The organism is Kribbella shirazensis (assembly GCF_011761605.1).
In the GTDB taxonomy this organism is placed as follows: Bacteria; Actinomycetota; Actinomycetes; order Propionibacteriales; family Kribbellaceae; genus Kribbella; species Kribbella shirazensis.
In genome coordinates, this window is sequence record NZ_JAASRO010000001.1 from 3,618,013 (window position 1) to 3,639,945 (window position 21,933).

A 21,933-nucleotide genomic window follows, 5' to 3' on the forward strand; every position below is an offset into this window, starting at 1 on the left:
TCAGAACAGTCTGAGGACGTCCGACTCCATGCCGCGGAGCAAGTCGTAGTCGACGGTGAGGCATTCGAGGCCGCGGTCGGTGGCCAGGAACTGGGCCTGTGGCTTGATCAGCTGGGCGGCGAAGATGCCCCGCACGGGGGCGAGCAGCGGGTCGCGGTTGAGCAGTTCGACGTACCTGGTCAGCTGCTCGACGCCGTCGATCTCGCCGCGGCGCTTGATCTCGACGGCGACGTGCTTGCCGTCGGCGTCGCGGAGCAGCAGGTCGACCGGGCCGATCGCGGTCGGGTACTCCCGCCGTACCAGCGTCCAGCCGTCGCCGAACGTGTGCACGTGCTCGGCGAGCAGCTCCTGCAGGTGCGCCTCGACGCCGTCCTTGATCAGTCCGGGGTCGGTCCCGAGCTCGTACGCCGTGTCGCTGTGCACCTCCTCGATGGTGATCCGGAGCTCCTCACCAGCCTTGTTGGTGACGCTCCAGACTCCCTCCTCCTCGGTCAGCTTGCACGGCGGCGACATCCAGTTCAGCGGCTTGTACGACCCGCCGTCGGCGTGGATCAGCACCGACCCGTCCGCCTTCACCATCAGCAACCGCGGCGCCATCGGCAGATGAGCCGTCAACCGCCCCGAGTAGTCCACAGAACACGTAGCAATCACCAAGCGCACGACAAAGCACCGTAGTGCACCCGGGGGTGGGAGTGGGAAGGTGGGGAACATGATGCTGAAGGTGAGCGACGCGGCCGTCGCGGCGTACGACGCGGTGGCGAACAGTCTCGAGGCGGCCGGCGTGGTCCGGGGCAGCATGTTCGGGATGCCGTGCCTGAAGATCGACAAGTTGGTGGTCGCGGGTATGTACGGCGACGCGATGACCTTCAAACTCCCGCCGGAGCCGCGCGAGCGGGCGCTCACAGTGCCCGGCGCGGAGCCGTTCGACCCCGGGATGGGCAGGCCGATGAAGGAGTGGGTCGCGATCCCGCTGGCACAGTCGGACGTCTGGCCCGAGTACGCCGGCGAGGCTTTGGAGTATGTCGCGCGATGAATCTCATGTGTCCGGCGCGGATCTTGCTGTTGCCCGGTGACGGGCGGGACGCGGCGGTGGGGGAGCGGGTTGCGCAGGTGTACGCGGGGCCGTTCGAGGCGGCGGCCGGGGCGCGGCTGGCGGATCGGCTCGGTGTGCGGTTGAGCGTCGTCCCGGAGCTGACGCAGCGACCCGACGCGGAGCTGCAGGCGATCGCGGACCTGCACCGCGGCGAGACGGTCGTCGTGCTCGGGCTGGACCTCGGCCTCAGGCTGCCGGCCGTCGTCGAGCACACCGGCGACGGCTGGACCCGGGTCGCGTCCGACAACGAGGTCACGCTCGCGTCGTACGAGCAGGCCGCCGGCAAGTTCCGCGACTCGATCCCCAAGGAACCCAACCACGCGCTGATCGACCTGCTCGCCGAACGCCTCGAACCAGGCGGCCGGGTGCTCGAGCTCGGCAGCGGAACCGGCAAGGACGCCCTCGAACTCGAGCACCGCGGGTACGTCGTCCGCCGCACCGACGCGACCCAGGCGTTCGTCGAGATGATGCGATCCGACGGGTACGCCGCCGACCGCGTGAACGCGCTCACCGACGACTTCGGCGGCCCGTACGACGCGGTGTACGCCAGCGCCGTGTTCCTGCACTTCGATCGCGCGCAACTGGACGGCGTACTGCGGAAGGCGGCCCGGACCGCCCCGCTGCTTGCCTTCGCCACCCGCGAGGGCAAGGGGGAGGAATGGTCGAACCGCCACCTGGACCTGCCGCGGCATTTCGTCCTCTGGCAGGAAGGACCGCTGCGTGACCTGCTGACCGCGACCGGATGGTCCGTGGAGCGCCTGGAGCGCGGCGATTCGAAAATCGGCACCTGGTTCCAGATCCTGGCGCTGCGATCGTGATGCGCGCGGGCGTCGTACTGCTCGGCGCGGACGGGCTGGCCGCGATCGAGCGGGTCCGGGCGGGGCGGACGTACCACGTGCTGCCGGGTGGACAGGTGGAGGACGGGGAGAGTCCGGCGGAGGCGGCGCGGCGGGAGGCCTTCGAGGAGCTGGGCCTGCTGATGAAGATCCGGAACGCCGTCGCGGTCGTGCATTTCGGCGACAGCACGCAGCATTACTTCACCGCTGAGGTGATCGGCGGCGAGTTCGGTACCGGCGACGGCCCGGAGTACCGCAGCCCGGCCGACTCCGAGCGGGGCACCTACCGTCCCGTGTGGCTGCCGCTGCCCGACCTCGCCGTACGGGACCTGCGGCCGCGGGCGATCGCGGCCGCGCTGCACGGCGCGCCGGACCCCTGGTGGCTGCTCGACGGCTGGGCAGAGACCCCGGTCGTCATCGACGAGACCGTGTGAGGTTGGCCTCCCCGGTGACGGATCTCATGGGCGGAGCTGTGCAGGATTTGGGGCCGGACTGGCATAGTGCAGAGCATGGCTCGGGAATTGACGACAGTCGGTGTGGTGGGTCTCGGCACGATGGGCGCCGGGATCGCCGAGGTGTTCGCGCGCAACGGCCTGACCGTGGTCGGCGTGGAGCGGGACGAGGATGCCGCCGAGCGCGGCCGCGGCCACATCCAGCACTCGACCGACCGCGCCGTGAAGCGGGGGAAGCTGTCGGTCGAGGACCAGCAGGCGCTGTTCGACCGGGTCACGTTCGCCACCTCGCTCGAGGCACTGGCCGACTGCGACCTGGTGATCGAGGCCGTCGTCGAGCGGCTAGAGCTGAAGCGCGAGATCTTCGGCGCGCTCGACAAGATCGTCCGCGAGGACGCGATCCTGGCCACCAACACGTCCTCGCTGTCGGTCACCGAGATCTCCGTCGCCACCCAGCGCCCGCGCCGCGTCGTCGGCATGCACTTCTTCAACCCCGCGCCGGTGCAGGAGTTCGTCGAGGTGATCAAGACCGTGGTCACCGAGCCGGACGTGGTCGAGGACGTGCAGGCGCTGGCCCGCCGCCTCGACAAGGTCCCGGTGGTCGCGGCCGACCGGGCCGGCTTCATCGCCAACGCGCTGCTGTTCGGGTACCTGAACCACGCCGTCTCCATGGTCGAGTCGAAGTACGCGACCCGCGAGGACGTCGACGCCGCGATGCGCCTCGGGTGCGGGTACCCGATGGGTCCGCTCGCGCTGCTCGACCTGATCGGCCTCGACACCGCGTACGAGATCCTCGACACGATGTACAAGCAGGGCCGCAACCGTCTGCACGCCCCTGCCCCGATCCTCAAGCAGATGGTCACCGCCGGGCTGCTCGGCCGAAAGACCGGGCGCGGCTTCTACACCTACGAGGCGCCGGACTCGCCGGTCGTCGTCGACGACGAGCACACGCCGCACCAGAACGGTGACGAGATCGCCGTCCGCACGATCAAGCAGGTCGGCGTGGTCGGCTCCGGCACGATGGCGGTCGGCATCGTCGAGGTGCTCGCCAAGGCCGGGTACGACGTCCTGTACGTCGCCCGCGGTACCGAGAAGGTCGACCGGGTCCGCAGCGTGCTGGAACGCTCGCTGGAGAAGGGCGTCCAGCGTGGCAAGCTGTCCGCGGAGGAGCGCGACGCGGCGCTGCGCCGGGTGACCGGTACGGCGAAGCTCGACGACCTGGCCGGTGTGGACCTGGTGATCGAGGCTGTCGTCGAGGAGCTGAGCGTCAAGCAGGCGCTGTTCGAGACGTTCGACGAGATCTGCAAGCCGGGCGCGATCCTGGCCACCACGACCTCGTCGCTGCCGGTGATCGACCTGGCGATGGCGACCAAGCGGCCGTCCGACGTGGTCGGGCTGCACTTCTTCAACCCGGCGCCGGTGATGCAGCTCGTCGAAGTAGTGAGCACTGTCAGCACGTCCGCCGAGGTCGCCGACACGGTGGCCGCCGTGGCCGTTGCCGCCGGCAAGCACCCGGTGCGCTGCGGCGACCGCGCCGGCTTCATCGTGAACGCGCTGCTGTTCCCGTACCTGAACGACGCGGTCCGGATGCTCGAAGCGCACTACGCCGGCGTCGACGACATCGACGCCGCGATGAAGCTCGGCTGCCGTCTTCCGATGGGCCCGTTCGCACTCCTCGACGTGGTCGGCCTGGACGTCTCGCTCGCCATCCAGCGCACCCTCTACCTCGAGTTCCGCGAGCCCGGCTTCGCGCCGGCGCCCCTGCTGGAGCACCTGGTAACCGCCGGCTACCTCGGCCGCAAGACCGGCCGCGGCTTCCGCGACTACAGCAGCTGACCCGGTTACGCGTGACCTGCGCCGGCTGACAGACTGGGGTAGATGCGGAGGAACCTCGGCCGACGGGACCTGGTGTCGGTTGCCGGAACGTTGCTGGTGGTCGCGACCGGTCTGGGCCTGATCATGATGCCGCAGATCGTCGGTGCCGACTGGCCTGGCTGGACGTCGCTGATGCTGCTGGTCGCGGTGCTGGTGGTGCCGGCGGCCTGGGTCCTGATCGGGTTGTCAGCGGGGACGGCCAAGGTCGCTCGGTGGATCGCGGTACTCGCCGTCGGCGCGGTGCTGGTGCGGCTCGTCTGGTCGACGTACGACGCCGGTCCGGCGGTGCTGGTCGCCGTACTGCCGCTGCTCGCGATCCTGGTCCTGGTGTCCGCGGCCCTCGCGTACTTGTGGCCGCGGGCAACGACACGGGAGATCCAGGAGATCGCACGGCGCAACGGGTGGCGGGTCGTCGAGCCGTCGGCGGTGCGGCTGCCGGTGCTCCCGCTGCCGGTCGGCCGGTCCTGGAGTGTGCGGAACGTCGTCGAGACGCCGGACGGGCTCGCGTTCGAGGTGCGGTGGCTGCAGTGGCGTGGACCGCTGTGCCGGCCGCGCCGGATGAGCGTCTTCGTCGCGACGCTCCCCGTCGCGCTTCCGGCGGTGGAGGTCCGGCCGGGTGGGCTGGCGCGATCGGACCTGACGCTCGAGAGTACCGAGTTCAACCGCAGTTTCGACGTGATCGGTGAGGATGCCCGCTACCTCACCGCGGTCCTGCACCCGCGGACCATGCAGGCCCTTCTCGACGCGCGCCCGGTCAGCCTCGTCATCGCGGGGACGGCGCTGGTGCTGTACGCCGACCACGCGCTGACGACCGAATCGCTCACCCGAGGTGTCACCGCGCTCTCCCGGATCGACGTACCGCGCCATGTGCTCGACGACTGGGGGTACGCCGCCCCGCAGCCCGGTCACGGTGTGCGGGTGACCGGCGGCCGCTTCGACCGGTCGACCGGTGCGGCGCTGCTCCGGATGACGACACTGGCGACCGGGCTGCTCGGGCTGACGTTGTTCACCTGCCTGGCGGCCGCGGCCACGGAGCCCGGGTTCAACCCACCGCATTCCGTCGGCCGGCTGCTGACCGGCGGAGCGGTGCTGGTCGCGATCGCCGCCGGGTGTGCGTTGGTCCGGCGGGTGCACAGCCGGGCCGCGTAGCTCGACCGGCCCGGGTTCTACGGCTGGGGTTTACGGCTCGGCCTGGGCATAGTCGCCGCAGGGGCCGCCGCCGATGGCTTCGGCGAGTACGGTTTCGCGGCGGTCGGGGCGGATGAGGGGGTTGTAGAAGGAGGCGATCTCGACGCTGTCCTCGGGGATGTAGTGGAAGATCAGCGAGCGGCGGAAGCGGTCGTCGGTGGAGTTCGGGCGGGAGCCGTGCACGACGCTGCCGTGGAAGAACAGCGCGTCACCGGCCTTCATCCTGGTCTGCACCTTGCTCATCCCTTCGGGGACGGTGACCTGCCTGGTGCTGAACGACACGGTCAGGTCGGCCGGCTCCGGGCAGAGCAGCTCGGTGCGGTGCGAGCCGGGGACGACCTGGAGGCCGCCGTTGGCCGAGTCCACGTCGTCGATCGCGATCCAGGCCGCGAGGCAGGTCTCCGGGTCGGCCCGCAGGAACGTGTTGTCCTGGTGCAGCGCCTGCCCGCGGGCGCCCGGCGGCTTGAAGTAGAACATCGACTGGGCGCCGAGCGCGGGGCCGATCAATGCCTGCACGACATCGAGGATCCGGTGGTCGAGCATGAGTTCGAGCGCGATCGCCCCGGCCTCGGTGTCGGTCCGCCGGTGCGGATGCACGAACCGCGGGTACTTGGCCAGCGGGTCGTCGTCGGGTACGCCGTCGTCGTGGGCGAGCGAGAGGTCGGCCGCCACCTGCTCCATGAAGACGGTCTTGATCCGCTCGACCTCGGCGGGTTCGAGCAGCTGGGGGACCTGGACGATGCCGTCCCGCTGGTAGATGTCTACGACGGTCATGGGGCCTCCCGGCCTGGACTGAGGAGCGGAGGGAGCGAAGCGACTGGAGCGACGAGGGAAGGCCGGGAGTTACAGCCCCATGACCCGCCGCGCCGGAGGCGTGGCATCCGTACTGTCATACGCCCAGAATGCGGCGGACGGGCGGATAGCAGCGATAGCCTATCTAGCTGTGAACCTTCGATATCCTGCTGAGGCGCCGCATCCGGTCGTGCGTCGGCTGGCGACCGGGGAGTTCGACGAAGGACCTGAGTACGCGACGTATCGGCGCCGCGGGACGACCGACTGGCTGCTCGTCCAGACGCTCGACGGCCAGGGACGATTCGGGCGGGTCGCCGCCGCGCCGGGCAGTGTCACGCTGGTCCGCCCCGGCACCCTGCACGACTACGCCACGGTCGGCGACCGCTGGCACTTCCTCTATGCGCACCTGCACCCGAAACCCGACTGGCTGCCGCTGCTGGACTGGCCGGAAGTTGCTCCCGGCATCGTTCAGCTGCACCCGGCCGACCCCACCTTTGAGCGGATCGCCGACCACCTGCGCGACGCCGTACGGCATCAGCGCAGCGTCCTCCCGCAGGCCGAGCAGCTCAGCGTCAACTCGCTGGAGGCCGCCCTGCTGTGGTGCGACACCCAGAACCCGAAGGCCGTCCAGATCGACGACCGCCTGCTGCGCGCCATCGAGATCATCGACCAGGACCTGACCGCGAACCTCGACGTCCCGCGCCTCGCCCGCGCGGTCAACCTGTCGGTGTCCCGCTTCGCGCACCTGTTCCGCGACCAGCTTGGCGTCACCCCGCAGCAGTTCGTCGAACACCGCCGCCTGGACGCCGCGGCCCGTCTCCTCGAACTCACCAGCCGCTCCGTCGCGTCGGTCGCCGCCCAGGTCGGGTACGCCGACCCGCTCTACTTCTCGACCCGCTTCCGTCGGCACACCGGATCGAGCCCTACGACGTACCGCAAGAGTTCCTGAGCCGGATCAGCGGGACGACAAGTAGGTGAGGACCGCCATCACCCGGCGGTTGTCGTCCTCGGACGGCGGCAGGTCGAGCTTGGCGAAGATGTTGTTGGTGTGCTTGCTGACCGCCTTCTCGGTGACGAACAGCGCGCTCGCGATCGCGGCGTTCGAGCGGCCTTCGGCCATCAGGCCGAGGACCTCGGACTCGCGCGGGGTCAGCCGGCTGATCGGCTCGTCGCGGGTGTTGCGGGCCAGCAGCTGACCGATCACGTCCGGATCCATCGCGGTCCCGCCGCCGGCGACCCGGCGGACGGCGTCCAGGAACTCGGCGACGTTCGACACCCGGTCCTTCAGCAGGTACCCGACACCGCCTCCGCCGCCGGTGAGCAGCTCGCGGGCGTAGAGCTGCTCGACGTACTGCGACAGCACCAGGATCGGGAGCCCCGGGACCTTCTCGCGGGCCTCGATCGCGGCCTTCAAACCTTCGTCGGTGAACGTCGGTGGCAGCCGGACGTCGACCACCGCGACGTCCGGCCGGTGCTGGACCAGCGCGGGCACCAGCCGGGGCCCGTTGTCGACCGCCTCCACGACCTCGAAGTCGTGCGCCTCGAGCAGGCGGATCAGGCCTTCCCGGAGGAGGGCGTGGTCTTCAGCGATGAGGACTCGCAAGGCAGCTCCATGATCACGGTGGTCGGCCCGGCGCTCGGGCTCACCACGGTCAACGTACCGTCGAAGGCGGCCAGCCGCCGCTCGATACCGTACAGACCGCCGCCGGGCTTCACCGTCGCGCCTCCCACACCGTCGTCGCCGACGATCATGTGCAGCTTCTCGTCCTCGTGCGTGATCTGGACCCACGCGTTCGTGGCGGCCGAGTACTTGACCGCGTTCGCGAGGCACTCGGCGATCGCGAAGTACGCCGCGGACTCCACCGGCGCCGGCGGTCGGCCGGGGACGTCGAAGGTGACGTCGACCTTGAACGGGCAGGTCAGCGCGAGCGCCTTGACGGCACCTTCCAGGCCGCGGTCGGCCAGCACCGGCGGGTGGATCCCGCGGACCAGGTCGCGCAGCTCCGACAGCGCCGTACTCGCCGACTCCCGGGCCTCGGTGAGCAGGGCCGCGGCCTGGGCCGGGTCGCGCGCCACCATCTCCTCGGCCATGCCGAGGTTCATGCTGAGCGCGGCCAGCCGGGCCTGGGCGCCGTCGTGCAGGTCGCGCTCGATCCGGCGCAGCTCGGCCGCCTGGGTGTCGACGGTCTCGGCGCGGGACTCGGCCAGCTCGCGGACCCGCATCGCCAGCTTCGCGCTCTCGGTCGGGCCGAGCAGCGAACGGGCCACGAACGCGTTCGCCTTCAGCAGCCGCTCGCCGGCCGCGTTCCAGATCATGAACGCGAGCAGCGCGACCGGCATCACCAGGAAGCTGGTCCAGAAGTTCACCGTGACCAGCCCGCCGAACGGCTCGGTGAACACACCCTCCGGCGTGACGCCGACCAGCAGCGGGTAGACGAGGTAGAAGAGCGTCGCCAGGAACAGGACGGCGCTGAGCAGGCACAGGGTGAAGCCGAGGACAGCGTTCACCAGCAGCCAGACGATGTCCCGCCAGGTCTGCGGGTCGGTCAGGATCGTCCGGATCCGCATCAGCATCCCGGGCATCGGGGGCTTCTTGTACGGGCGCGGGATCCGCTCGCCGAGGAAGCCGGCCAGGAGCGTGCGGTGGCAGTTCGCGAACCAGCGCGCGGCGGGGACGACCACGAGGAGTAGCGGGATCCCGACCCACACCGCGATCAGCGGCACGGACACCACGCTGAGCACGAACAGGGCGATCCCGAGCTCGGCCAGGACCGCGAGGAGCAGCGCGATCCACGGCTGCGCGAGCTTGGGATAGCGCATCGGCGGCGCTTCAGGAGTGGTGGCGACGGTGCTCATGCCTCCATCATGACCGAGCGTGAGGTTGAGCGCGGTGGGGCTATCCCCACTGTCTCCCTGGGGCTTACTCCCCGGCGGATCCGGGTAGTAACGCTCATGTTTTCGGTCTTTCGTCCGCACAGGCTTGATGACGTACGCTGGCCCGTGGCTGTACGCCTAGGCCTTCCACCGCACTCGAGACGAGGACCTGATGGCTCAGCCAATCGTGTCACCTGCTGCTACGCGCCGTTCCGACTTCTCCCCGCTGCTCCGCGAGATCAAGGCGGCCGGGCTCCTGGAGCGCCGTACGGCGGCGTACGTGATGGCGATCGGAATCAACGTCGCGCTGATGGGCCTCACCTGGGCCGGCATCGCCGTGATCGGCGCCTCGTGGTGGGTGCTGCTGCTCGCCCTGCCGCTCGGCGTCCTGACCACCCGGGCGGCGTTCTTCGGGCACGACGCGGGGCACCAGCAGATCGCCAGCTCGCGCAAGCTGCACGACTGGATCGGGATGCTGCACGGCAACCTCCTGCTCGGCATGAGCTACGCCTGGTGGAACGACAAGCACAATCGCCACCACGCCAACCCGAACCACACCGACAAGGACCCGGACGTCGGCGAGGGCGTGCTGGTCTGGACGCTCGAGCAGGCCGCCGGCCGCAAGGGCCTCGAGGGCTGGCTGAGCCGCAACCAGGCGCGCATCTTCTTCCCGCTGCTCACGCTGGAGGGCTTCAACCTGAAGGTCTCGAGCATCCGCTTCCTGCTCGCCCGCCGCCGGACGGAGAAGGTCGAGCTCGGCCTGATGGCCGCGCACCTGGTGCTGTACTTCACCGCGCTGTTCCTGATCATGTCGCCGGGACAGGCGGTGGTCTTCGCGCTCGTCCACCACATGATCTTCGGGCTGCACCTCGGCAGCGTCTTCGCGCCGAACCACAAGGGCATGGAGATGCCCGACGACGACAGCAACTGGGGGCACCTGGAGAAGCAGGTGCTGACCTCACGCAACGTGAACGGCGGTCTGGTCACCGACTGGATGATGGGCGGACTCAACTACCAGATCGAGCACCACCTCTTCCCGAGCATGCCGCGGGCCAACCTCCGGTTCGCCCAGCCGATGGTCAGGGAGTACTGCGAGCGCATCGGAATGCCCTACGTTTCCACGACTCTGATCGAGTCGTACCGCCTGGGACTGCGCCACATGCACGAGGTCGGCAGCGAGCTGCGCGCCGCGAGCTAGGCCGCGAGTTGGGCCGCGAGTTGGGCAATGCCTGACAACCACTAGGCGATCGGTCGCAGGTGGGTTACGGTCTGGCTTCTCGGGGCCGCCCTCTCGAAGGAGACCTGCATGACCGACAGATCCGGTCTGAGTCGCCGTGGATTGCTGGCCGGCGTCGCCGGTGTCACCGCCGCTACCGCTCTTCCCGCCGTGCCCGCCTGGGGTGCCGACGACCTCCGGCCGGGCGCGGTGAACCGGCCGAACCTGGACAGGTACGACCGGCAGATCGTCTCCGGCCTGTCCTCCGAGCGCGCGCTGGAGCATCTGGAGGTGCTCTCCGAGCGCATCGGCCCGCGCATCGGTGGCACGGCGAGCGAGAAGCGGGCCGCCGACTACATCGCGGACCAACTCGACCGCTTCGGCTACCGGACCCGGCTCGAACCCTTCCCGGTCGCGGACAAGTTCCTCGCGCAGATCACCGACGTCCGCGGCCTGCTGCCGGACGACCTGTGCTGGCAGGCCGGGGCCGCGCCCGGCGGGAAGCTCGACGTCACCGTCGAAGGACCGGTCCGCGACGTCGGTCCGGCGACCGCGCCGGTGTGGCCTGCCGACCCCGCTGTCGTCAAGGGTGCGATCGTGATCGCGGACGACACCGCGGCGGCGCGTCCCGCGTTCGTCGCGGAGGCCGCCGCACGCGGTGCGGTGGGCGTGATCCTGCTGCCAGCAGACGGTGTGTTCCCCCGCCGGGCGTCGGCGTTCTCGCCGAGCGGCCTGACCGACGCACCGATCCCGGTCGTCGGGGTCGCCCAGGTGCAGAAGCGGCTGATCCGCGAAGCCCTCGCCGTGGTCAGCTCCTTGCCGCTCAGGATCAGTACCGCGGCCCACCGCGGCCTGATCTCCAACAACGTGATCGGCGAACGGCGCGGCCTGTCGGGCCCGGCCGGCCCGATCGTGATGGTGAGCGGCCATTACGACACCGTCACCGGCGCCCCCGGCGCGAACGACGACGGCTCCGGCACCGTGCTGACGATGGAGCTGGCACGGGTGTTCAGCCGGATCCCGACCGACGCGACGTTGCGGTTCGCGCTCTGGGGTTCGGAGGAGCAGGGCCTGATCGGCTCGCGGTACCACGTGAAGCAGCTCGCCCAGGACCAGCGCGACCGCTACCGCGCCGTGTTCCAGAACGACATGGTCGCGACCAGCTGGGACCCGGCCGTCACGTACTGGCTGCTGTCCTTCACCGGGCTCGCGAACGCGGCGACCGACTCGGTCCGGGCGGCCGGTCAGCGGCTCGGGTACGACGCCCAACTCGTCGGACCCGTCCAGCGGGGCGCGTCCGACCACCAGTCGTTCCAGGAGGTCGGCATCGCGTCGGCCAACTTCTCGTGGCGGGGTGAGCTCGCGCCGTCGTTCCTCGAGCCGCCGTACCACTCGCCGGAGGACACGATCGCGAAGAACGTCAGCCTGGAGCGACTCCAGGTGTCGATGGAACTGATCGGCTGCGCGACGTACGCGGTTGCCCGCGGGTGATCTAGGCCATACGACTAGCCTTGAGGGGCTATGTCGCGCAGAAGGCCTTCCAAGTGGCAGCGGCCGGTCAGTGACCGGCCGCTGCTCGGCGGTACCCAGAGCCGGGAGGCGAAGGCGGACGGCGAGTGGAACGTCCGGCGGCTGTCCGGCTCCGCGTCCGCGAAGTCGTACCGCTGCCCGGGCTGCGACCAGCAGATCCCGCCGGCCACCCCGCACGTCGTGGTCTGGCCGGAGAACCCCAGCCTGCTCGGCGCGATCGGTGGCAGCCAGTCGCTGGACGAGCGGCGCCACTGGCACACGGCCTGCTGGCAGAGAAGTCGGTGAAAGGTGCGTAGGGCATGAAGCTCCCGGTCACGTCGTACGGCGAAACGGGCTCGCCGGTCGTGGTGATGCACGGCCTGTTCGGCTCGGGCCGGAACTGGATGACTGCGGCGCGGCGACTCGCCGACCGGCACCGGGTGTTCGCGTTCGACCTGCGCAACCACGGCACCTCGCCGCACGTGGACACGATGAGTTACCCGGAGATGGCCGACGACGTCCGCGAGACGATCGAGTCGCTCGGAGCCGGTCCGGTCGCGCTCGTCGGGCACTCGATGGGCGGCAAGACCGCGATGCTCACCGCTCTGCGCCACCCGTCGGTGGTCGAGCGGCTCGTCGTCGTGGACGCGGCGCCGGTCGGCTATCCGCCGGCCTTCGTGGAGTACGCGCGCGCGATGCGCACCGCCGACCTGTCGTCGATCACCCGGCGGGCGGAGGTCGACGCCCAGCTCGCCGACGCCGTACCGACGCCCGGGACCCGCGCCTTCCTGTTGCAGAACCTGATCCTCGACGACGCCGGCGCCCGCTGGCGGCCGAACCTCCCGGTGATCGAGGCCGCCCTCCCGGCCATCTCCGGCTGGCCGTCGGAGGCCGCGGGCCTCGTGTACGACGGACCGACGCTGTTCATCTACGGCGGCAAGTCCGACTACGTCCAGCAGGACCACCGCGCGACGATCGCGTCGTACTTCCCGCAGGCGCAGTACGCCGAGGTGCCGGAAGCCGGCCACTGGGTGCACGCGGAACGGCTGGACGACTTTCTGGCGGCCCTCACCCCGTTCCTTCCCTGACGCCGCGGAGTTACATTCGCGAGCAGGGGGAAGGGGGGGCCACCATGCCGGCCTTTGCGGGAATCGATCATCTCGGGCTGACGGTCACCGACCTGGACCGCAGCGAGCGCTTCTACACCGAGGTCCTCGGGCTGAAGCCGCTGATGGACTTCGGGACGGTGCGCACGCTCGTCGACCGGGAGAGCGGGTTCGTGCTGTCGCTGTGCAAGCACGAGCTCGGGGCGGGTGGGGCGTTCACCGAGCTGACGACCGGTCTGGACCACGTCGGGCTGGCGGCGGCGAACCGGGACGAGCTCGTCGAGTGGGAACGCCGCTTCGAGGAGTTCGGGGTGACCTACACGCCGATCCGGGACGAGGCGTTCGCGTCGCACCTGAACTTCCGGGACCCGGACGACATCGCGCTCGAGCTGAGTGCGTCGAACGAGGTGTACGACGGCTGGATGGCCGAACTCCGGGCCCGCGACATCCCGCCGGACGAGATCCGCGCGCGGGTGATGGACTACCTGGGGTCGCTCGGAAGCTGACATCGGCAAACGGTTGTCAGTAATCCATTGACCTTCGGCTGAATACATCGGTAAGTTTTCAACCCAGTTCCTGCAGGATCCACGATCTGGGTTGGTGGTAGCGATGGTGGTCCGGACCGGCGCGCAGCGTCTGGCCGAGGACCCGGGGCTGGTGCCGGACGGGCGCCTGGGACTGATCACGAACTTCACCGGCGTCCTGCCGGACCTTACGCCGACCTCGGTCGCGCTGTGTGCGGCGGGGTTGCCGCTGACGGCGTTGTTCGGTCCCGAGCACGGTCTCCGCGGTACGGCGCAAGCGGGCGCGAGCGAGGGTGAGGGCGTCGACCCCGACACGGGTCTGCCGGTGTTCGACACCTACCGGCGGAAGGGCCGCGAGCTCGACGACCTGTTCTCCGGCGTCGACGCGCTGCTGTTCGACATCCAGGACATCGGGACGCGGTTCTACACCTACGTCTGGACGATGTACGACTGCCAGCAGGCCGCGGCGCGCCTCGGTCTGCCCTTCGTCGTCCTCGACCGGCCGAACCCGCTCGGCGGCGTCCGCGTCGAAGGGCCGATGCTGCAGCCAGGGTTCGAGAGCTTCGTCGGCCGCGCACCGATCCCACTCCGCCACGGGCTGACGGTCGGCGAACTGGCCCGGCAGTTGGGTGCGGCAACGGTCGTCCCGATGGAAGGCTGGACCCGCGACTCGTCCGGGACCGGCCTGCCATGGGTGCCGCCGTCGCCGAACATGCCGACGCCGGACACCGCGCTCGTCTACCCCGGCACCGGGCTCTTCGAGGGCACGAACCTCAGCGAGGGCCGCGGTACGACGCGACCGTTCGAGACGATCGGGGCGCCGTACGTCGACGACCAGTTCGTGCCGGCGCTGCGTGCGCTGGAATTGCCCGGGGTGATCTTCCGGCGGACGTGGTTCGAGCCGGTGTTCAGCAAGTACGCCGGCCAGGTGGTGTCCGGCGTCCAGCTGCACGTGGTCGAGCGGGACGTGTTCGAGCCGGTGCGGACCGCGCTGGAGATGTTGCGGGTGCTGAACGAGCTCTATCCGGGCGACTTCACGCTGCTGCCGTCGCTGGACAAGCTGTGGGGCTCGGACTCGCTGCGCAAGGCCCTCGAGGCGGGCGACGACCCGGCCGGACTCTTGCCCGCGGCAACCACACCGTCCGGTTGGGCCCGGCCCGACGTACTGCTCTACGAAGGGGAAGCCCGATGACTGCCTCCCACGAGACGGCCGCTGCCGTGACGATCCGCTCGTTCCAGGTCGGCGACGGGCCCGCGCTGGCCGCCGCGTGGACGGCCGCCGCGCCGGCCGATCCGATCAGCTACCAGCGCTTCCGCGATCTGTTCCTGCTCGATCGCAACTTCGACGCGGCCGGCCTCCAGGTGGCCGTGATCAATGATCAGATTGCCGGAGCGGCGTACGCCGTGCGCCGGCTGATCGCCGTCGACGCGGACGACCTCGAACCGGCGTCCGGCTGGATCCCGTTCTTCTTCGTGCATCCGGAGTACCGCGGTCGTGGCCTCGGTCGCGCGGTGGTCACCGCGGCGATGGACTGGCTGCGGTCGCACGGGCGGTCCGAGGTCTTCTTCTCGTCGTACACGCCCAACTACTTCCTCCCCGGTCTCGACGCGGCCCGCTACCCCGCGGCCGCTCGCCTGCTCGGCGAGCTGGGCTTCGAGCGCGGGTACGACGCCGTGGCGATGGACCGCTCGCTGGTCGGCTATGCCGTCCCGGAGGACGTCCGCAAGCGGATCGACGCGTTGACGGCCGAGGGCTACAGCTTCGGTACGCCGACCGACGACGAGCTGAGTGCGCTGATCGCGATCGCCGGCGCGGAGTTCAACCCGGACTGGGCGCGGGCGATCCGCGAGGGCGTCGTCGCCGGTCTGCCACTGGATCGCATCGTCGTAGCGCGCCAACACGGTCGAACACAGCCCCACCGGGAGATCCTCGGCTGGGCGATGCACGGGACGTACGAAGGCGTCATCGACCGCTTCGGGCCGTTCGGCGTCCTGCCGGCGTCCCGCGGCACCGGGCTCGGCAAGGTGCTGCTGCACCTGACGCTCGAGCGGATGGTCGCCGCCGGCGCGCACAGCGCCTGGTTCCTGTGGACCGGCGAGAAGTCCGCGGCCGGTCAGCTGTACCTGAAGACGGGATTCGACATCACCCGCACGTTCACCATCCTCCGGGCGCCCTTGCTCCCGGCTGGCGAAAAGGAGTGACAATGCGCATCGCGAAGATTTTGCGGCTCGCTGTTGTCCTGGGGCTCCTCGCTACGGGCGCTGCCTGTGGTGGCGGCGACTCGGGCAGTGGCGGCGACGGAAAGGTCGAGCTCACGCTGCTGAGCCACTACAGCGACGGGCCGTCCAAAGAGGGCCTGGACAAGATGATCCAGCAGTGGAACAAGGAGAACCCGAAGGTCCAGGTGAAGGCGCAGGTGGTCAAGTTCGACGACCTGCTCACCACGATGACGGTCCGGCAGACCGGCGGGCGCGGCGCGGACATCGTCAGCGCGTACGGCCTGTGGGGCGGCCAGTTGATGAAGGCGAACGTCGTCGCGAAGGTCCCGGACGACCTTGCGACGAAGATCAAGGCGGAGTACAGCCCGGCCGCGCTCGGCGCGGTGACGACGGGCGACACGCTGCTCGGGTACCCGACCGAGCTGAACACCTACGTGCTCTTCTACAACAAGAAGATCCTCGCGGCGGCCGGCATCACCAAGCCGCCGTCCACCTGGGCCGAGTTGGCGGACGCGGCGCGCAAGACCGTGAAGCGGGATGCCAAGGGCAACATCCAGGTCGAGGGCCTGAGCCTGATCCAGGACGGCGACAACAAGTCGGTGCACCCGTTCCTGTCGCTGCTGGACTCGGCCGGCGGGAAGTTCCTCGGTCCGGACGGGACGCCGCAGTTCGGCAACGCCGAGGGCAAGGCGGCGCTGAAGTTCGAGTCCGAGCTGGCCGCGGCGAAGGCGACCAACCCGTCGATCATGCCGACCAAGCAGTTCCGCAGCGGCGGTGTCGCGATGGCGATCCAGGCGGGCTGGTGGATCGGCAGCCTGAAGACCCAGATGAAGGACAAGTACTCCTCCGACGTCGGGGTGACCGCGATCCCGGGCCCGGCCGCGGGCAGCAAGGGGTCGCTGGCGTACGGGTTCTTCATGGGCGTCAACCAGCGCAGCAAGCACGCGGACGAGGCGTGGAAGTTCCTCACCTGGATGAACGAGCACAAGGCTGCCGACTCCCAAGTCACCGAGACCGGCAAGTGGCTGGCCGACCAGGGCCTGATCCCGCCGCGGACCGCAGACCAGGCGGAGTACAAGAAGTCGTTGTCCGACCCGAACCTCGCACCGATCTACGACGCGGCGACGTACGCGATGGCCGAGCCCAACCAGCCCGGCGCGTACGAGGCGAAGACGGCGCTGCACAACTCGATCATGGGTGTGCTTGCCGACGGCAAGAACCCGGACGATGCGCTGGCCCAGGCCGCCAAGGCGGTCAAGCCGCAATGACGTCCGCGGTCGGCAGGGTCGGCGCCCTGGCGGCGCCGGCCCAGCGGGTCGGCAAGCTGCAGCGCGAGGGGCGGGCGGCGTACCTGTTCCTGACGCCGGCGCTGCTGTTCTTCTGCGTGTTCCTGATCCTGCCGTTCCTGTTCGCGATCGTGCTCGCGTTCTCGGACTGGGGCGGGTTCGACCTCGGGACGCTGCAGTGGGCCGGCGCCAAGAACTTCGGTGACGTACTGAGTCTCGACGGGACGTTCGTCAAGCCGATCCTGGTCAACACGCTGCTGTTCGCGTTCGGCTCGGTGTTCCTGGCGACGTTCGGCTCGGTGCTGGTTGCCTACTGCATCGATCGGCTGGCGTTCCAGGGCTTCTGGCGGGTGCTGTACTTCCTGCCGGTGGTCGCGACGGTGGTGGCCATCGGCAACGTGTGGAAGATGATGTACCAGCCGGCCGGGCTGATCAACGGCGTGCTGAACAAGCTCGGGGTGAACAGCGTCGGGTTCCTGTCCGACTCGTCGTACGCGCTGCCGTCGGTGACCGTCGTACACGCGTGGGCCTCGATCGGCGGCGCCGTACTGATCCTCACCGCCGGGCTGGAGGCGATCCCGGAGATGTACTACGAGGCGGCCGAGGTCGACGGGGCGAACTCCTGGCACCTGTTCTGGTCGATCACGCTGCCGTTGCTGCGGCCGGCGCTGCTGTTCGTGCTGATCACGCAGTTCATCGGCGGGCTGCAGTCGTTCGCGCTGATCATCGTGATGACCGGCGACGGCGGGCCGGTGAACGCGACCAACGTGGCGGCGTTCGAGATGTACCAGCGGGCGTTCAAGTACGGCGCGTGGGGAACGGCGAGCGCGATGGCGATGGTGCTGTTCGTGATCATCCTGGCGATCACGCTGCTGCAGCTGTGGATCGCCCGGCGCCGCGGAGAGGAGACCTCGTGAAACGGCGGTTCCCGTGGTTCGCGTACCTGGTCGTCGTCCTCGGCGGGGTGGCGATGGTGATGCCGTTCCTGGACATGGTGATGAGCTCGTTCAAGGGGCCGGGGGAGTACGGCGTGATCCCGTACAAGCTCCTGCCGTCGTCGTTCGACCTCGACAACTACCGGGAGGCGTTCTCGCAGCTGGAGCTGCCGCGGCTGTTCCGCAACAGCGTGATCGTCACGGTGAGCGTGACGGTGTCGGTGCTGATCACGTCGGCGATGGCCGGGTACGCGCTGGCCAAGCTGCGGTTCCGTGGGCGGGCGGTGATCTTCCGGTTCATCCTCGCGACGATGATGCTGCCGCCGTTCCTGCTGCTCATCCCGACGTTCCTGATCATGCTGAACTGGCCGCTGGCCGGCGGCAACGACATCCTGGGACGCGGCGGTGACGGCGGGCTGACGACCAGCCTGCTCGCGCTGATCCTGCCGTTCACCGTGTCCGGATTCGGGATCTTCCTGATGCGGCAGTTCATGGTCTCGCTGCCGGACGAGATGCTCGAGGCGGCCAAGATCGACGGCGCGAACCAGTGGCAGATCTGGCGGCTGATCGTGCTGCCGCAGACCAAGCCGGTCGCGATCACGCTCGGGCTGATCACGTTCATCGGCACCTGGAACGAGTACATCTGGACGCTGCTGATCTCGTCGTCCGACCCGTCGCTGCAGACGCTGCCGGTCGGGATCCAGCTGCTGCAGAGCTTCCTCGATCCGGACCGGACGATGCCGATCGTGATGGCCGGCCTGGTGATCAGCACGCTGCCGGTGCTGGTCGTGTTCCTGCTGTTCCAGAAGTACTACGTGCGTGGCGTCGTACTCAGCGGCTTGAAGTGAGGAGAGGTTTGTGACCAGAACAGTGCTCGCCATCGGGGCGCATATCGGCGACATGGACCTGACCGCGGGGCCGACGCTGGCCAAGCTCGCGCTCGAGGGCGCGTCGGCGACGATCGTCGCGCTGACGCCGGGGGAGCGCGGCCACCCGCGGATGACGCCGGCCGACTACAAGAAGCAGAAGATCGCGGAGGGTACGGCGTTCGCGGAGGCGATCGGCGCCGACTTCATGGTGCTCGACCACAGCGACGGGTTCCTCCCCGACACCGACGACGTGGCGTTCGAGCTGGCCCGGATCATCCGTGAGAAGCAGCCGGACACGATCATCACCCACTGGAAACACTCCATCCACCGCGACCACGAGCACACGGCCGTGCTGGCCGAGCGCGCCCGGTTCCTGGCCGGTCTGCCCATCGATCCCGACGACGACTTCGCGGCGATCACGCCGTACGGGGATCTCGCGAAGGAGCTCGCCGCGCTGCCCCGGCACGGCGTCCGCACCTTCCTGCACGCCGAGAACTGGGAGGACATGGAGGGATTCACGCCCACGATGTACGTCCCGATCTCCGATGAGGCGTACCACCGGTGGATCGCGGCCATCCGTCATCAGGCCTTCGCCCGCGGCGAGACGTACGGCTTCCGCTACATCGACTACTACACGGCGCTGATGACGACCCGCGGCTGCCTGGCGTCGTACCCGCGGGCCTGCGCCTTCCACGCGAACCCGGCGCCCGAGGTCACCAAGCTCGCCGGCCCGTAGATCTGTGGTTGGCTGGCGTTCTGAACGAAAGGAGAGCGGCGTGGCCGAGATTCGGTTGGTGGTGCAGAGCGACGACTTCGGGATGTGTCACGCGGTCAACGTGGGGACTGTGCAGGCGTTCCGGGACGGGATCGTCACGCAGGTCTCGACGATGGCGGCGTGCCCGTGGTTCACCGAGGCGGCGGCGCTGGCGCGGGAGTTCGGGATCCCGGTCGGGGTGCATCAGACGCTGACGTGCGAGTGGGACTTCCTGCGCTGGCGGCCGTTGACGGACGGTCCGTCGCTGGTCGGGGAGGACGGCACGTTCCGTCGGACGGTCGAGGAGGCGAAGGCCGCGATCAGCCACGAGGACGCGGTCCGCGAACTGTCCGCGCAGGCGGCGAAGTTCGCGGCGGAAGGACTCGCGGTCGAGTATCTCGACTTCCACATGGGCTCGTCCGTGCCGTCGGCGTACGACGAGGTGTCGGCGGCGCTCGGCAAACCGTTCATCTATGGGCCCGAGGAGTCCCAGCGCTTCGCGTCGATCGAGATCCTGAGCGACCGCGACGCGGCGGACAAGAAGCCCTGGATGCTCGCGTACCTGGGCAACCTGACGCCCGGCGTGCACCTCCTCGTGACCCACTGCGCCGCCGCGCATCCGGAGCTGGCCGCCCTCCACCGCCCCGGCTCGTACACCTACCGCTGGGCCGAGGAATACCGCCTCTCCGACCAGACAATCGTCACCGACCCCGACATCCACCAGGCCATCAAGGACCGCTCCATCCAACTCACCACAGTCCAAACCGCCTTCTCCAGTTGATCGGCGAAGTGATTCGTGAACTCAGGTAGGGGGCTTCCTGAACTCCGTACTCCGGAGGGCGCCTGGTGGTGAGCCGGTGGCTGCCTTGATGTGGCGGGTGAGGTGGCTGACCGAGTGGTAGCCGGTCAGGTCCGCGACCACCTGAAGGGGCAGCGTCGAGTTGCGGATGTGGGCGAGCGCGTGGCGTAGACGGACCGCCTGGAGCGCGGCCAGCGGGCTGGTGTTGCGGAGCCGGGCGAATGCGGCGCGGAGGCCGGACGGCGAGATGCCCAGGTCGGCCGCGACCTGCGAGACGCGGAGGCCGGTGGCGAAGCGTTCCTCGAACAACTGCTCTGCTTGCGCGACCAGCTGCTCCGCGGGCGTCGCGGGTGGGGTGGCTGCGGCGCGGCGGAGGCGCAGGTCCAACTCGGCGAGGAGGAGCTTGCGGAGTTCCTCGCTCTCGGTTTCACGGACCAGTGCGTCGAAGACGCGGCGCAAGGTGTGGTCGGCGTCGTCGTAGCAGAGCCGCGGCCACGGGTGGGTCGTCGCCGCCTCCACCTGGAGGAAGCGGTTCGCGTACCCGGTGCGGCTCTGCTCGGCGTGCCAGGTGTTCGGCGGCGTCAGCAGGACGGTGCCGGGCGTCGCGTCGTACGTCGTGTCGCCCACGGGACACGTGATGCGGCCGCGAACGTAGTACACGAGCTCCCACGACGTGTGTGCGTGCGACGGGTAGTCCTTGCCGGGCGCGGCGGTGTGGACACCGGCGCCGAGTAGTCGTGGCGATTTGTGCACAAGCCCTGTCGCCTCCTGCATTGTTTCCCTGGTACGTCGCACCGATGCTGGCATCGATCCGTGCATCTTGTGAAGGAGCTTGCGATGGATATGTCTTCCGCGCTGCGGGACCTGGGCGTGACCGACGACGTACTCACACCGTCCGAGAAGGACCAGCTCGATCGGGACGGATTCCTCGCGCTGGAAGGGATTCTCACGACGGAGGAGGTGTCCGCGATCAACAAGCGGCTGGCCGAGCTGACGGCCGCGGAGGGGGATCGGGCCGGACTCGAAGTACATCAGGAGAAGGGCGCGGACCGCCTGGCGGACCTGGTGAACAAGGACCCGAAGTTCGAGGTGTGCTTCAGTCATCCGCGGGTGCTGGCGGCGATGAAGCATGTGCTGGGGGAGTTCAGGCTGTCGTCACTGAACAGCCGCGCCGCCCTCCCGGGTGAGGGACATCAGGCACTGCACGCCGACTTCGGCCACCCCGTCGAGCCCGGTGCGTACGAGGTCTGCAACTCGATCTGGCTGCTCGACGACTTCACCCCCGAGAACGGCGCGACCCGCGTAGTCCCCGGCTCTCACCGCCGCGGCACCATGCCCGCCGACGAGATGCCCGACCCCGCCGCACCCCACCCCGACCAGCGACAACTGACTGGCCGCGCAGGCGACGTCGTCATCTTCAACAGTCACCTGTGGCACGGCGGCACACTCAACCGGACCGCCAAGCCGCGCCGTGCGATGCACTCGTACTTTGCGCACCGCCACCTCCCGCAGCAGCTGGACCAGCAGGCCTACCTCCGCGTGGAGACGTACAAGCGCCTCACCCCCGCCCAACGCTTCATCCTCGACGTCACCGGCACCGCCTGA

General features: G+C 69.3%; 24 protein-coding genes. 19 read left to right on the forward strand and 5 right to left on the reverse strand.

Going from position 1 to position 21,933, the window contains the following annotated elements:
- On the reverse strand, nt 1-660 hold the full coding sequence (gene nucS / locus BJY22_RS17705; protein ID WP_167208161.1) for an endonuclease NucS: 660 nt from the start codon (nt 658-660) through the stop codon (nt 1-3).
- A 49-nt stretch (nt 661-709) separates the two neighbouring features.
- Between nucS and BJY22_RS17710 the strand changes: the two genes are divergently transcribed.
- From BJY22_RS17710 to BJY22_RS17730, 5 genes are all read left to right on the forward strand, one after another.
- Nucleotides 710-1,033, forward strand: coding sequence for a hypothetical protein (locus BJY22_RS17710; protein WP_167208163.1), 324 nt, complete (start codon nt 710-712; stop codon nt 1,031-1,033).
- On the forward strand, nt 1,030-1,911 hold the full coding sequence (locus BJY22_RS17715) for a class I SAM-dependent methyltransferase (protein ID WP_167208165.1): 882 nt from the start codon (nt 1,030-1,032) through the stop codon (nt 1,909-1,911). Before BJY22_RS17710 ends, BJY22_RS17715 begins: the two co-directional genes overlap by 4 nt.
- Nucleotides 1,911-2,363 (forward strand): NUDIX hydrolase, encoded by a 453-nt coding sequence (locus tag BJY22_RS17720; RefSeq protein WP_238351059.1) that lies wholly within the window; start codon nt 1,911-1,913, stop codon nt 2,361-2,363. Before BJY22_RS17715 ends, BJY22_RS17720 begins: the two co-directional genes overlap by 1 nt.
- 75 nt (nt 2,364-2,438) lie before the next feature.
- Nucleotides 2,439-4,217 carry a 3-hydroxyacyl-CoA dehydrogenase family protein gene (locus BJY22_RS17725; RefSeq protein WP_167208169.1) on the forward strand — a complete coding sequence of 593 codons (1,779 nt, stop codon included), beginning with the start codon at nt 2,439-2,441 and terminating at the stop codon, nt 4,215-4,217.
- Between the two features lie 42 nt (nt 4,218-4,259).
- Nucleotides 4,260-5,405, forward strand: a complete 1,146-nt coding sequence (locus BJY22_RS17730; protein ID WP_167208171.1) for a hypothetical protein — start codon at nt 4,260-4,262, stop codon at nt 5,403-5,405.
- A gap of 30 nt (nt 5,406-5,435) precedes the next feature.
- Here the strand turns inward: BJY22_RS17730 and BJY22_RS17735 are convergent, their stop codons facing one another.
- A complete protein-coding gene (locus BJY22_RS17735; RefSeq protein WP_167208173.1) occupies nt 5,436-6,218 on the reverse strand; it encodes a phytanoyl-CoA dioxygenase family protein in 783 nt (260 codons plus the stop codon).
- A 169-nt stretch (nt 6,219-6,387) separates the two neighbouring features.
- Between BJY22_RS17735 and BJY22_RS17740 the strand changes: the two genes are divergently transcribed.
- Complete coding sequence (locus BJY22_RS17740) at nt 6,388-7,185, forward strand: helix-turn-helix domain-containing protein (RefSeq protein ID WP_337758755.1); 798 nt, start codon at nt 6,388-6,390, stop codon at nt 7,183-7,185.
- A 6-nt stretch (nt 7,186-7,191) separates the two neighbouring features.
- Here the strand turns inward: BJY22_RS17740 and BJY22_RS17745 are convergent, their stop codons facing one another.
- A complete protein-coding gene (locus BJY22_RS17745; RefSeq protein WP_167208175.1) occupies nt 7,192-7,839 on the reverse strand; it encodes a response regulator in 648 nt (215 codons plus the stop codon).
- The gene (locus BJY22_RS17750; protein ID WP_167208177.1) at nt 7,791-9,092 is read right to left on the reverse strand and encodes a sensor histidine kinase; all 1,302 of its coding nucleotides are present in this window, start codon (nt 9,090-9,092) and stop codon (nt 7,791-7,793) included. Before BJY22_RS17750 ends, BJY22_RS17745 begins: the two co-directional genes overlap by 49 nt.
- 190 nt (nt 9,093-9,282) lie before the next feature.
- Between BJY22_RS17750 and BJY22_RS17755 the strand changes: the two genes are divergently transcribed.
- The 12 genes from BJY22_RS17755 (at nt 9,283) to BJY22_RS17810 (ending at nt 20,310) form a co-directional block, all read left to right on the forward strand.
- Entirely contained in the window at nt 9,283-10,308 is a 1,026-nt protein-coding gene (locus BJY22_RS17755; protein ID WP_167208178.1) for a fatty acid desaturase family protein, read from the forward strand.
- A 108-nt stretch (nt 10,309-10,416) separates the two neighbouring features.
- Nucleotides 10,417-11,817, forward strand: a complete 1,401-nt coding sequence (locus BJY22_RS17760; protein WP_167208180.1) for a M28 family metallopeptidase — start codon at nt 10,417-10,419, stop codon at nt 11,815-11,817.
- Nucleotides 11,818-11,847: 30 nt separating this feature from the next.
- Nucleotides 11,848-12,141: a hypothetical protein gene (locus BJY22_RS17765; RefSeq protein WP_167208182.1), complete on the forward strand. Its 294-nt coding sequence runs from the start codon at nt 11,848-11,850 to the stop codon at nt 12,139-12,141.
- A gap of 14 nt (nt 12,142-12,155) precedes the next feature.
- Nucleotides 12,156-12,923 (forward strand): alpha/beta fold hydrolase, encoded by a 768-nt coding sequence (locus BJY22_RS17770; RefSeq protein WP_167208184.1) that lies wholly within the window; start codon nt 12,156-12,158, stop codon nt 12,921-12,923.
- Nucleotides 12,924-12,967: 44 nt separating this feature from the next.
- The gene (locus BJY22_RS17775; RefSeq protein ID WP_167208186.1) at nt 12,968-13,447 is read left to right on the forward strand and encodes a VOC family protein; all 480 of its coding nucleotides are present in this window, start codon (nt 12,968-12,970) and stop codon (nt 13,445-13,447) included.
- 103 nt (nt 13,448-13,550) lie between these two features.
- The gene (locus tag BJY22_RS17780; protein ID WP_167208188.1) at nt 13,551-14,657 is read left to right on the forward strand and encodes an exo-beta-N-acetylmuramidase NamZ family protein; all 1,107 of its coding nucleotides are present in this window, start codon (nt 13,551-13,553) and stop codon (nt 14,655-14,657) included.
- A complete protein-coding gene (locus BJY22_RS17785) occupies nt 14,654-15,667 on the forward strand; it encodes a GNAT family N-acetyltransferase (RefSeq protein WP_167208190.1) in 1,014 nt (337 codons plus the stop codon). The genes BJY22_RS17780 and BJY22_RS17785 overlap by 4 nt, the downstream gene beginning before the upstream one ends.
- 2 nt (nt 15,668-15,669) lie before the next feature.
- The gene (locus BJY22_RS17790; RefSeq protein ID WP_167208192.1) at nt 15,670-16,953 is read left to right on the forward strand and encodes an extracellular solute-binding protein; all 1,284 of its coding nucleotides are present in this window, start codon (nt 15,670-15,672) and stop codon (nt 16,951-16,953) included.
- Nucleotides 16,950-17,888 carry a carbohydrate ABC transporter permease gene (locus BJY22_RS17795; protein ID WP_167208194.1) on the forward strand — a complete coding sequence of 313 codons (939 nt, stop codon included), beginning with the start codon at nt 16,950-16,952 and terminating at the stop codon, nt 17,886-17,888. Before BJY22_RS17790 ends, BJY22_RS17795 begins: the two co-directional genes overlap by 4 nt.
- Nucleotides 17,885-18,754 (forward strand): carbohydrate ABC transporter permease, encoded by an 870-nt coding sequence (locus BJY22_RS17800; RefSeq protein WP_337758756.1) that lies wholly within the window; start codon nt 17,885-17,887, stop codon nt 18,752-18,754. Before BJY22_RS17795 ends, BJY22_RS17800 begins: the two co-directional genes overlap by 4 nt.
- A gap of 10 nt (nt 18,755-18,764) precedes the next feature.
- Nucleotides 18,765-19,511 carry a PIG-L family deacetylase gene (locus BJY22_RS17805; RefSeq protein WP_167208196.1) on the forward strand — a complete coding sequence of 249 codons (747 nt, stop codon included), beginning with the start codon at nt 18,765-18,767 and terminating at the stop codon, nt 19,509-19,511.
- Between the two features lie 40 nt (nt 19,512-19,551).
- On the forward strand, nt 19,552-20,310 hold the full coding sequence (locus BJY22_RS17810) for a ChbG/HpnK family deacetylase (protein WP_167208198.1): 759 nt from the start codon (nt 19,552-19,554) through the stop codon (nt 20,308-20,310).
- Between the two features lie 21 nt (nt 20,311-20,331).
- Here BJY22_RS17810 and BJY22_RS17815 read toward each other — a convergent pair whose 3' ends face one another.
- Nucleotides 20,332-21,102: an AraC family transcriptional regulator gene (locus BJY22_RS17815; protein WP_167208200.1), complete on the reverse strand. Its 771-nt coding sequence runs from the start codon at nt 21,100-21,102 to the stop codon at nt 20,332-20,334.
- Nucleotides 21,103-21,165: 63 nt separating this feature from the next.
- Between BJY22_RS17815 and BJY22_RS17820 the strand changes: the two genes are divergently transcribed.
- On the forward strand, nt 21,166-21,933 hold the full coding sequence (locus tag BJY22_RS17820) for a phytanoyl-CoA dioxygenase family protein (protein ID WP_167208202.1): 768 nt from the start codon (nt 21,166-21,168) through the stop codon (nt 21,931-21,933).

Coding starts and splice junctions, on each gene's coding strand:
- BJY22_RS17785 (WP_167208190.1), top strand. CDS start 14,654: ATGACTGCCTCCCACGAGACGGCCGCTGCCGTGACGATCCGCTCGTTC.
- BJY22_RS17815 (WP_167208200.1), bottom strand. CDS start 21,102: ATGCAGGAGGCGACAGGGCTTGTGCACAAATCGCCACGACTACTCGGC.
- BJY22_RS17720 (WP_238351059.1), top strand. CDS start 1,911: ATGCGCGCGGGCGTCGTACTGCTCGGCGCGGACGGGCTGGCCGCGATC.
- BJY22_RS17735 (WP_167208173.1), bottom strand. CDS start 6,218: ATGACCGTCGTAGACATCTACCAGCGGGACGGCATCGTCCAGGTCCCC.
- BJY22_RS17765 (WP_167208182.1), top strand. CDS start 11,848: ATGTCGCGCAGAAGGCCTTCCAAGTGGCAGCGGCCGGTCAGTGACCGG.
- BJY22_RS17755 (WP_167208178.1), top strand. CDS start 9,283: ATGGCTCAGCCAATCGTGTCACCTGCTGCTACGCGCCGTTCCGACTTC.
- BJY22_RS17770 (WP_167208184.1), top strand. CDS start 12,156: ATGAAGCTCCCGGTCACGTCGTACGGCGAAACGGGCTCGCCGGTCGTG.
- BJY22_RS17725 (WP_167208169.1), top strand. CDS start 2,439: ATGGCTCGGGAATTGACGACAGTCGGTGTGGTGGGTCTCGGCACGATG.
- BJY22_RS17820 (WP_167208202.1), top strand. CDS start 21,166: ATGGATATGTCTTCCGCGCTGCGGGACCTGGGCGTGACCGACGACGTA.
- BJY22_RS17730 (WP_167208171.1), top strand. CDS start 4,260: ATGCGGAGGAACCTCGGCCGACGGGACCTGGTGTCGGTTGCCGGAACG.
- BJY22_RS17750 (WP_167208177.1), bottom strand. CDS start 9,092: ATGAGCACCGTCGCCACCACTCCTGAAGCGCCGCCGATGCGCTATCCC.
- BJY22_RS17780 (WP_167208188.1), top strand. CDS start 13,551: ATGGTGGTCCGGACCGGCGCGCAGCGTCTGGCCGAGGACCCGGGGCTG.
- BJY22_RS17760 (WP_167208180.1), top strand. CDS start 10,417: ATGACCGACAGATCCGGTCTGAGTCGCCGTGGATTGCTGGCCGGCGTC.
- BJY22_RS17790 (WP_167208192.1), top strand. CDS start 15,670: ATGCGCATCGCGAAGATTTTGCGGCTCGCTGTTGTCCTGGGGCTCCTC.
- BJY22_RS17775 (WP_167208186.1), top strand. CDS start 12,968: ATGCCGGCCTTTGCGGGAATCGATCATCTCGGGCTGACGGTCACCGAC.
- BJY22_RS17710 (WP_167208163.1), top strand. CDS start 710: ATGATGCTGAAGGTGAGCGACGCGGCCGTCGCGGCGTACGACGCGGTG.
- BJY22_RS17715 (WP_167208165.1), top strand. CDS start 1,030: ATGAATCTCATGTGTCCGGCGCGGATCTTGCTGTTGCCCGGTGACGGG.
- BJY22_RS17795 (WP_167208194.1), top strand. CDS start 16,950: ATGACGTCCGCGGTCGGCAGGGTCGGCGCCCTGGCGGCGCCGGCCCAG.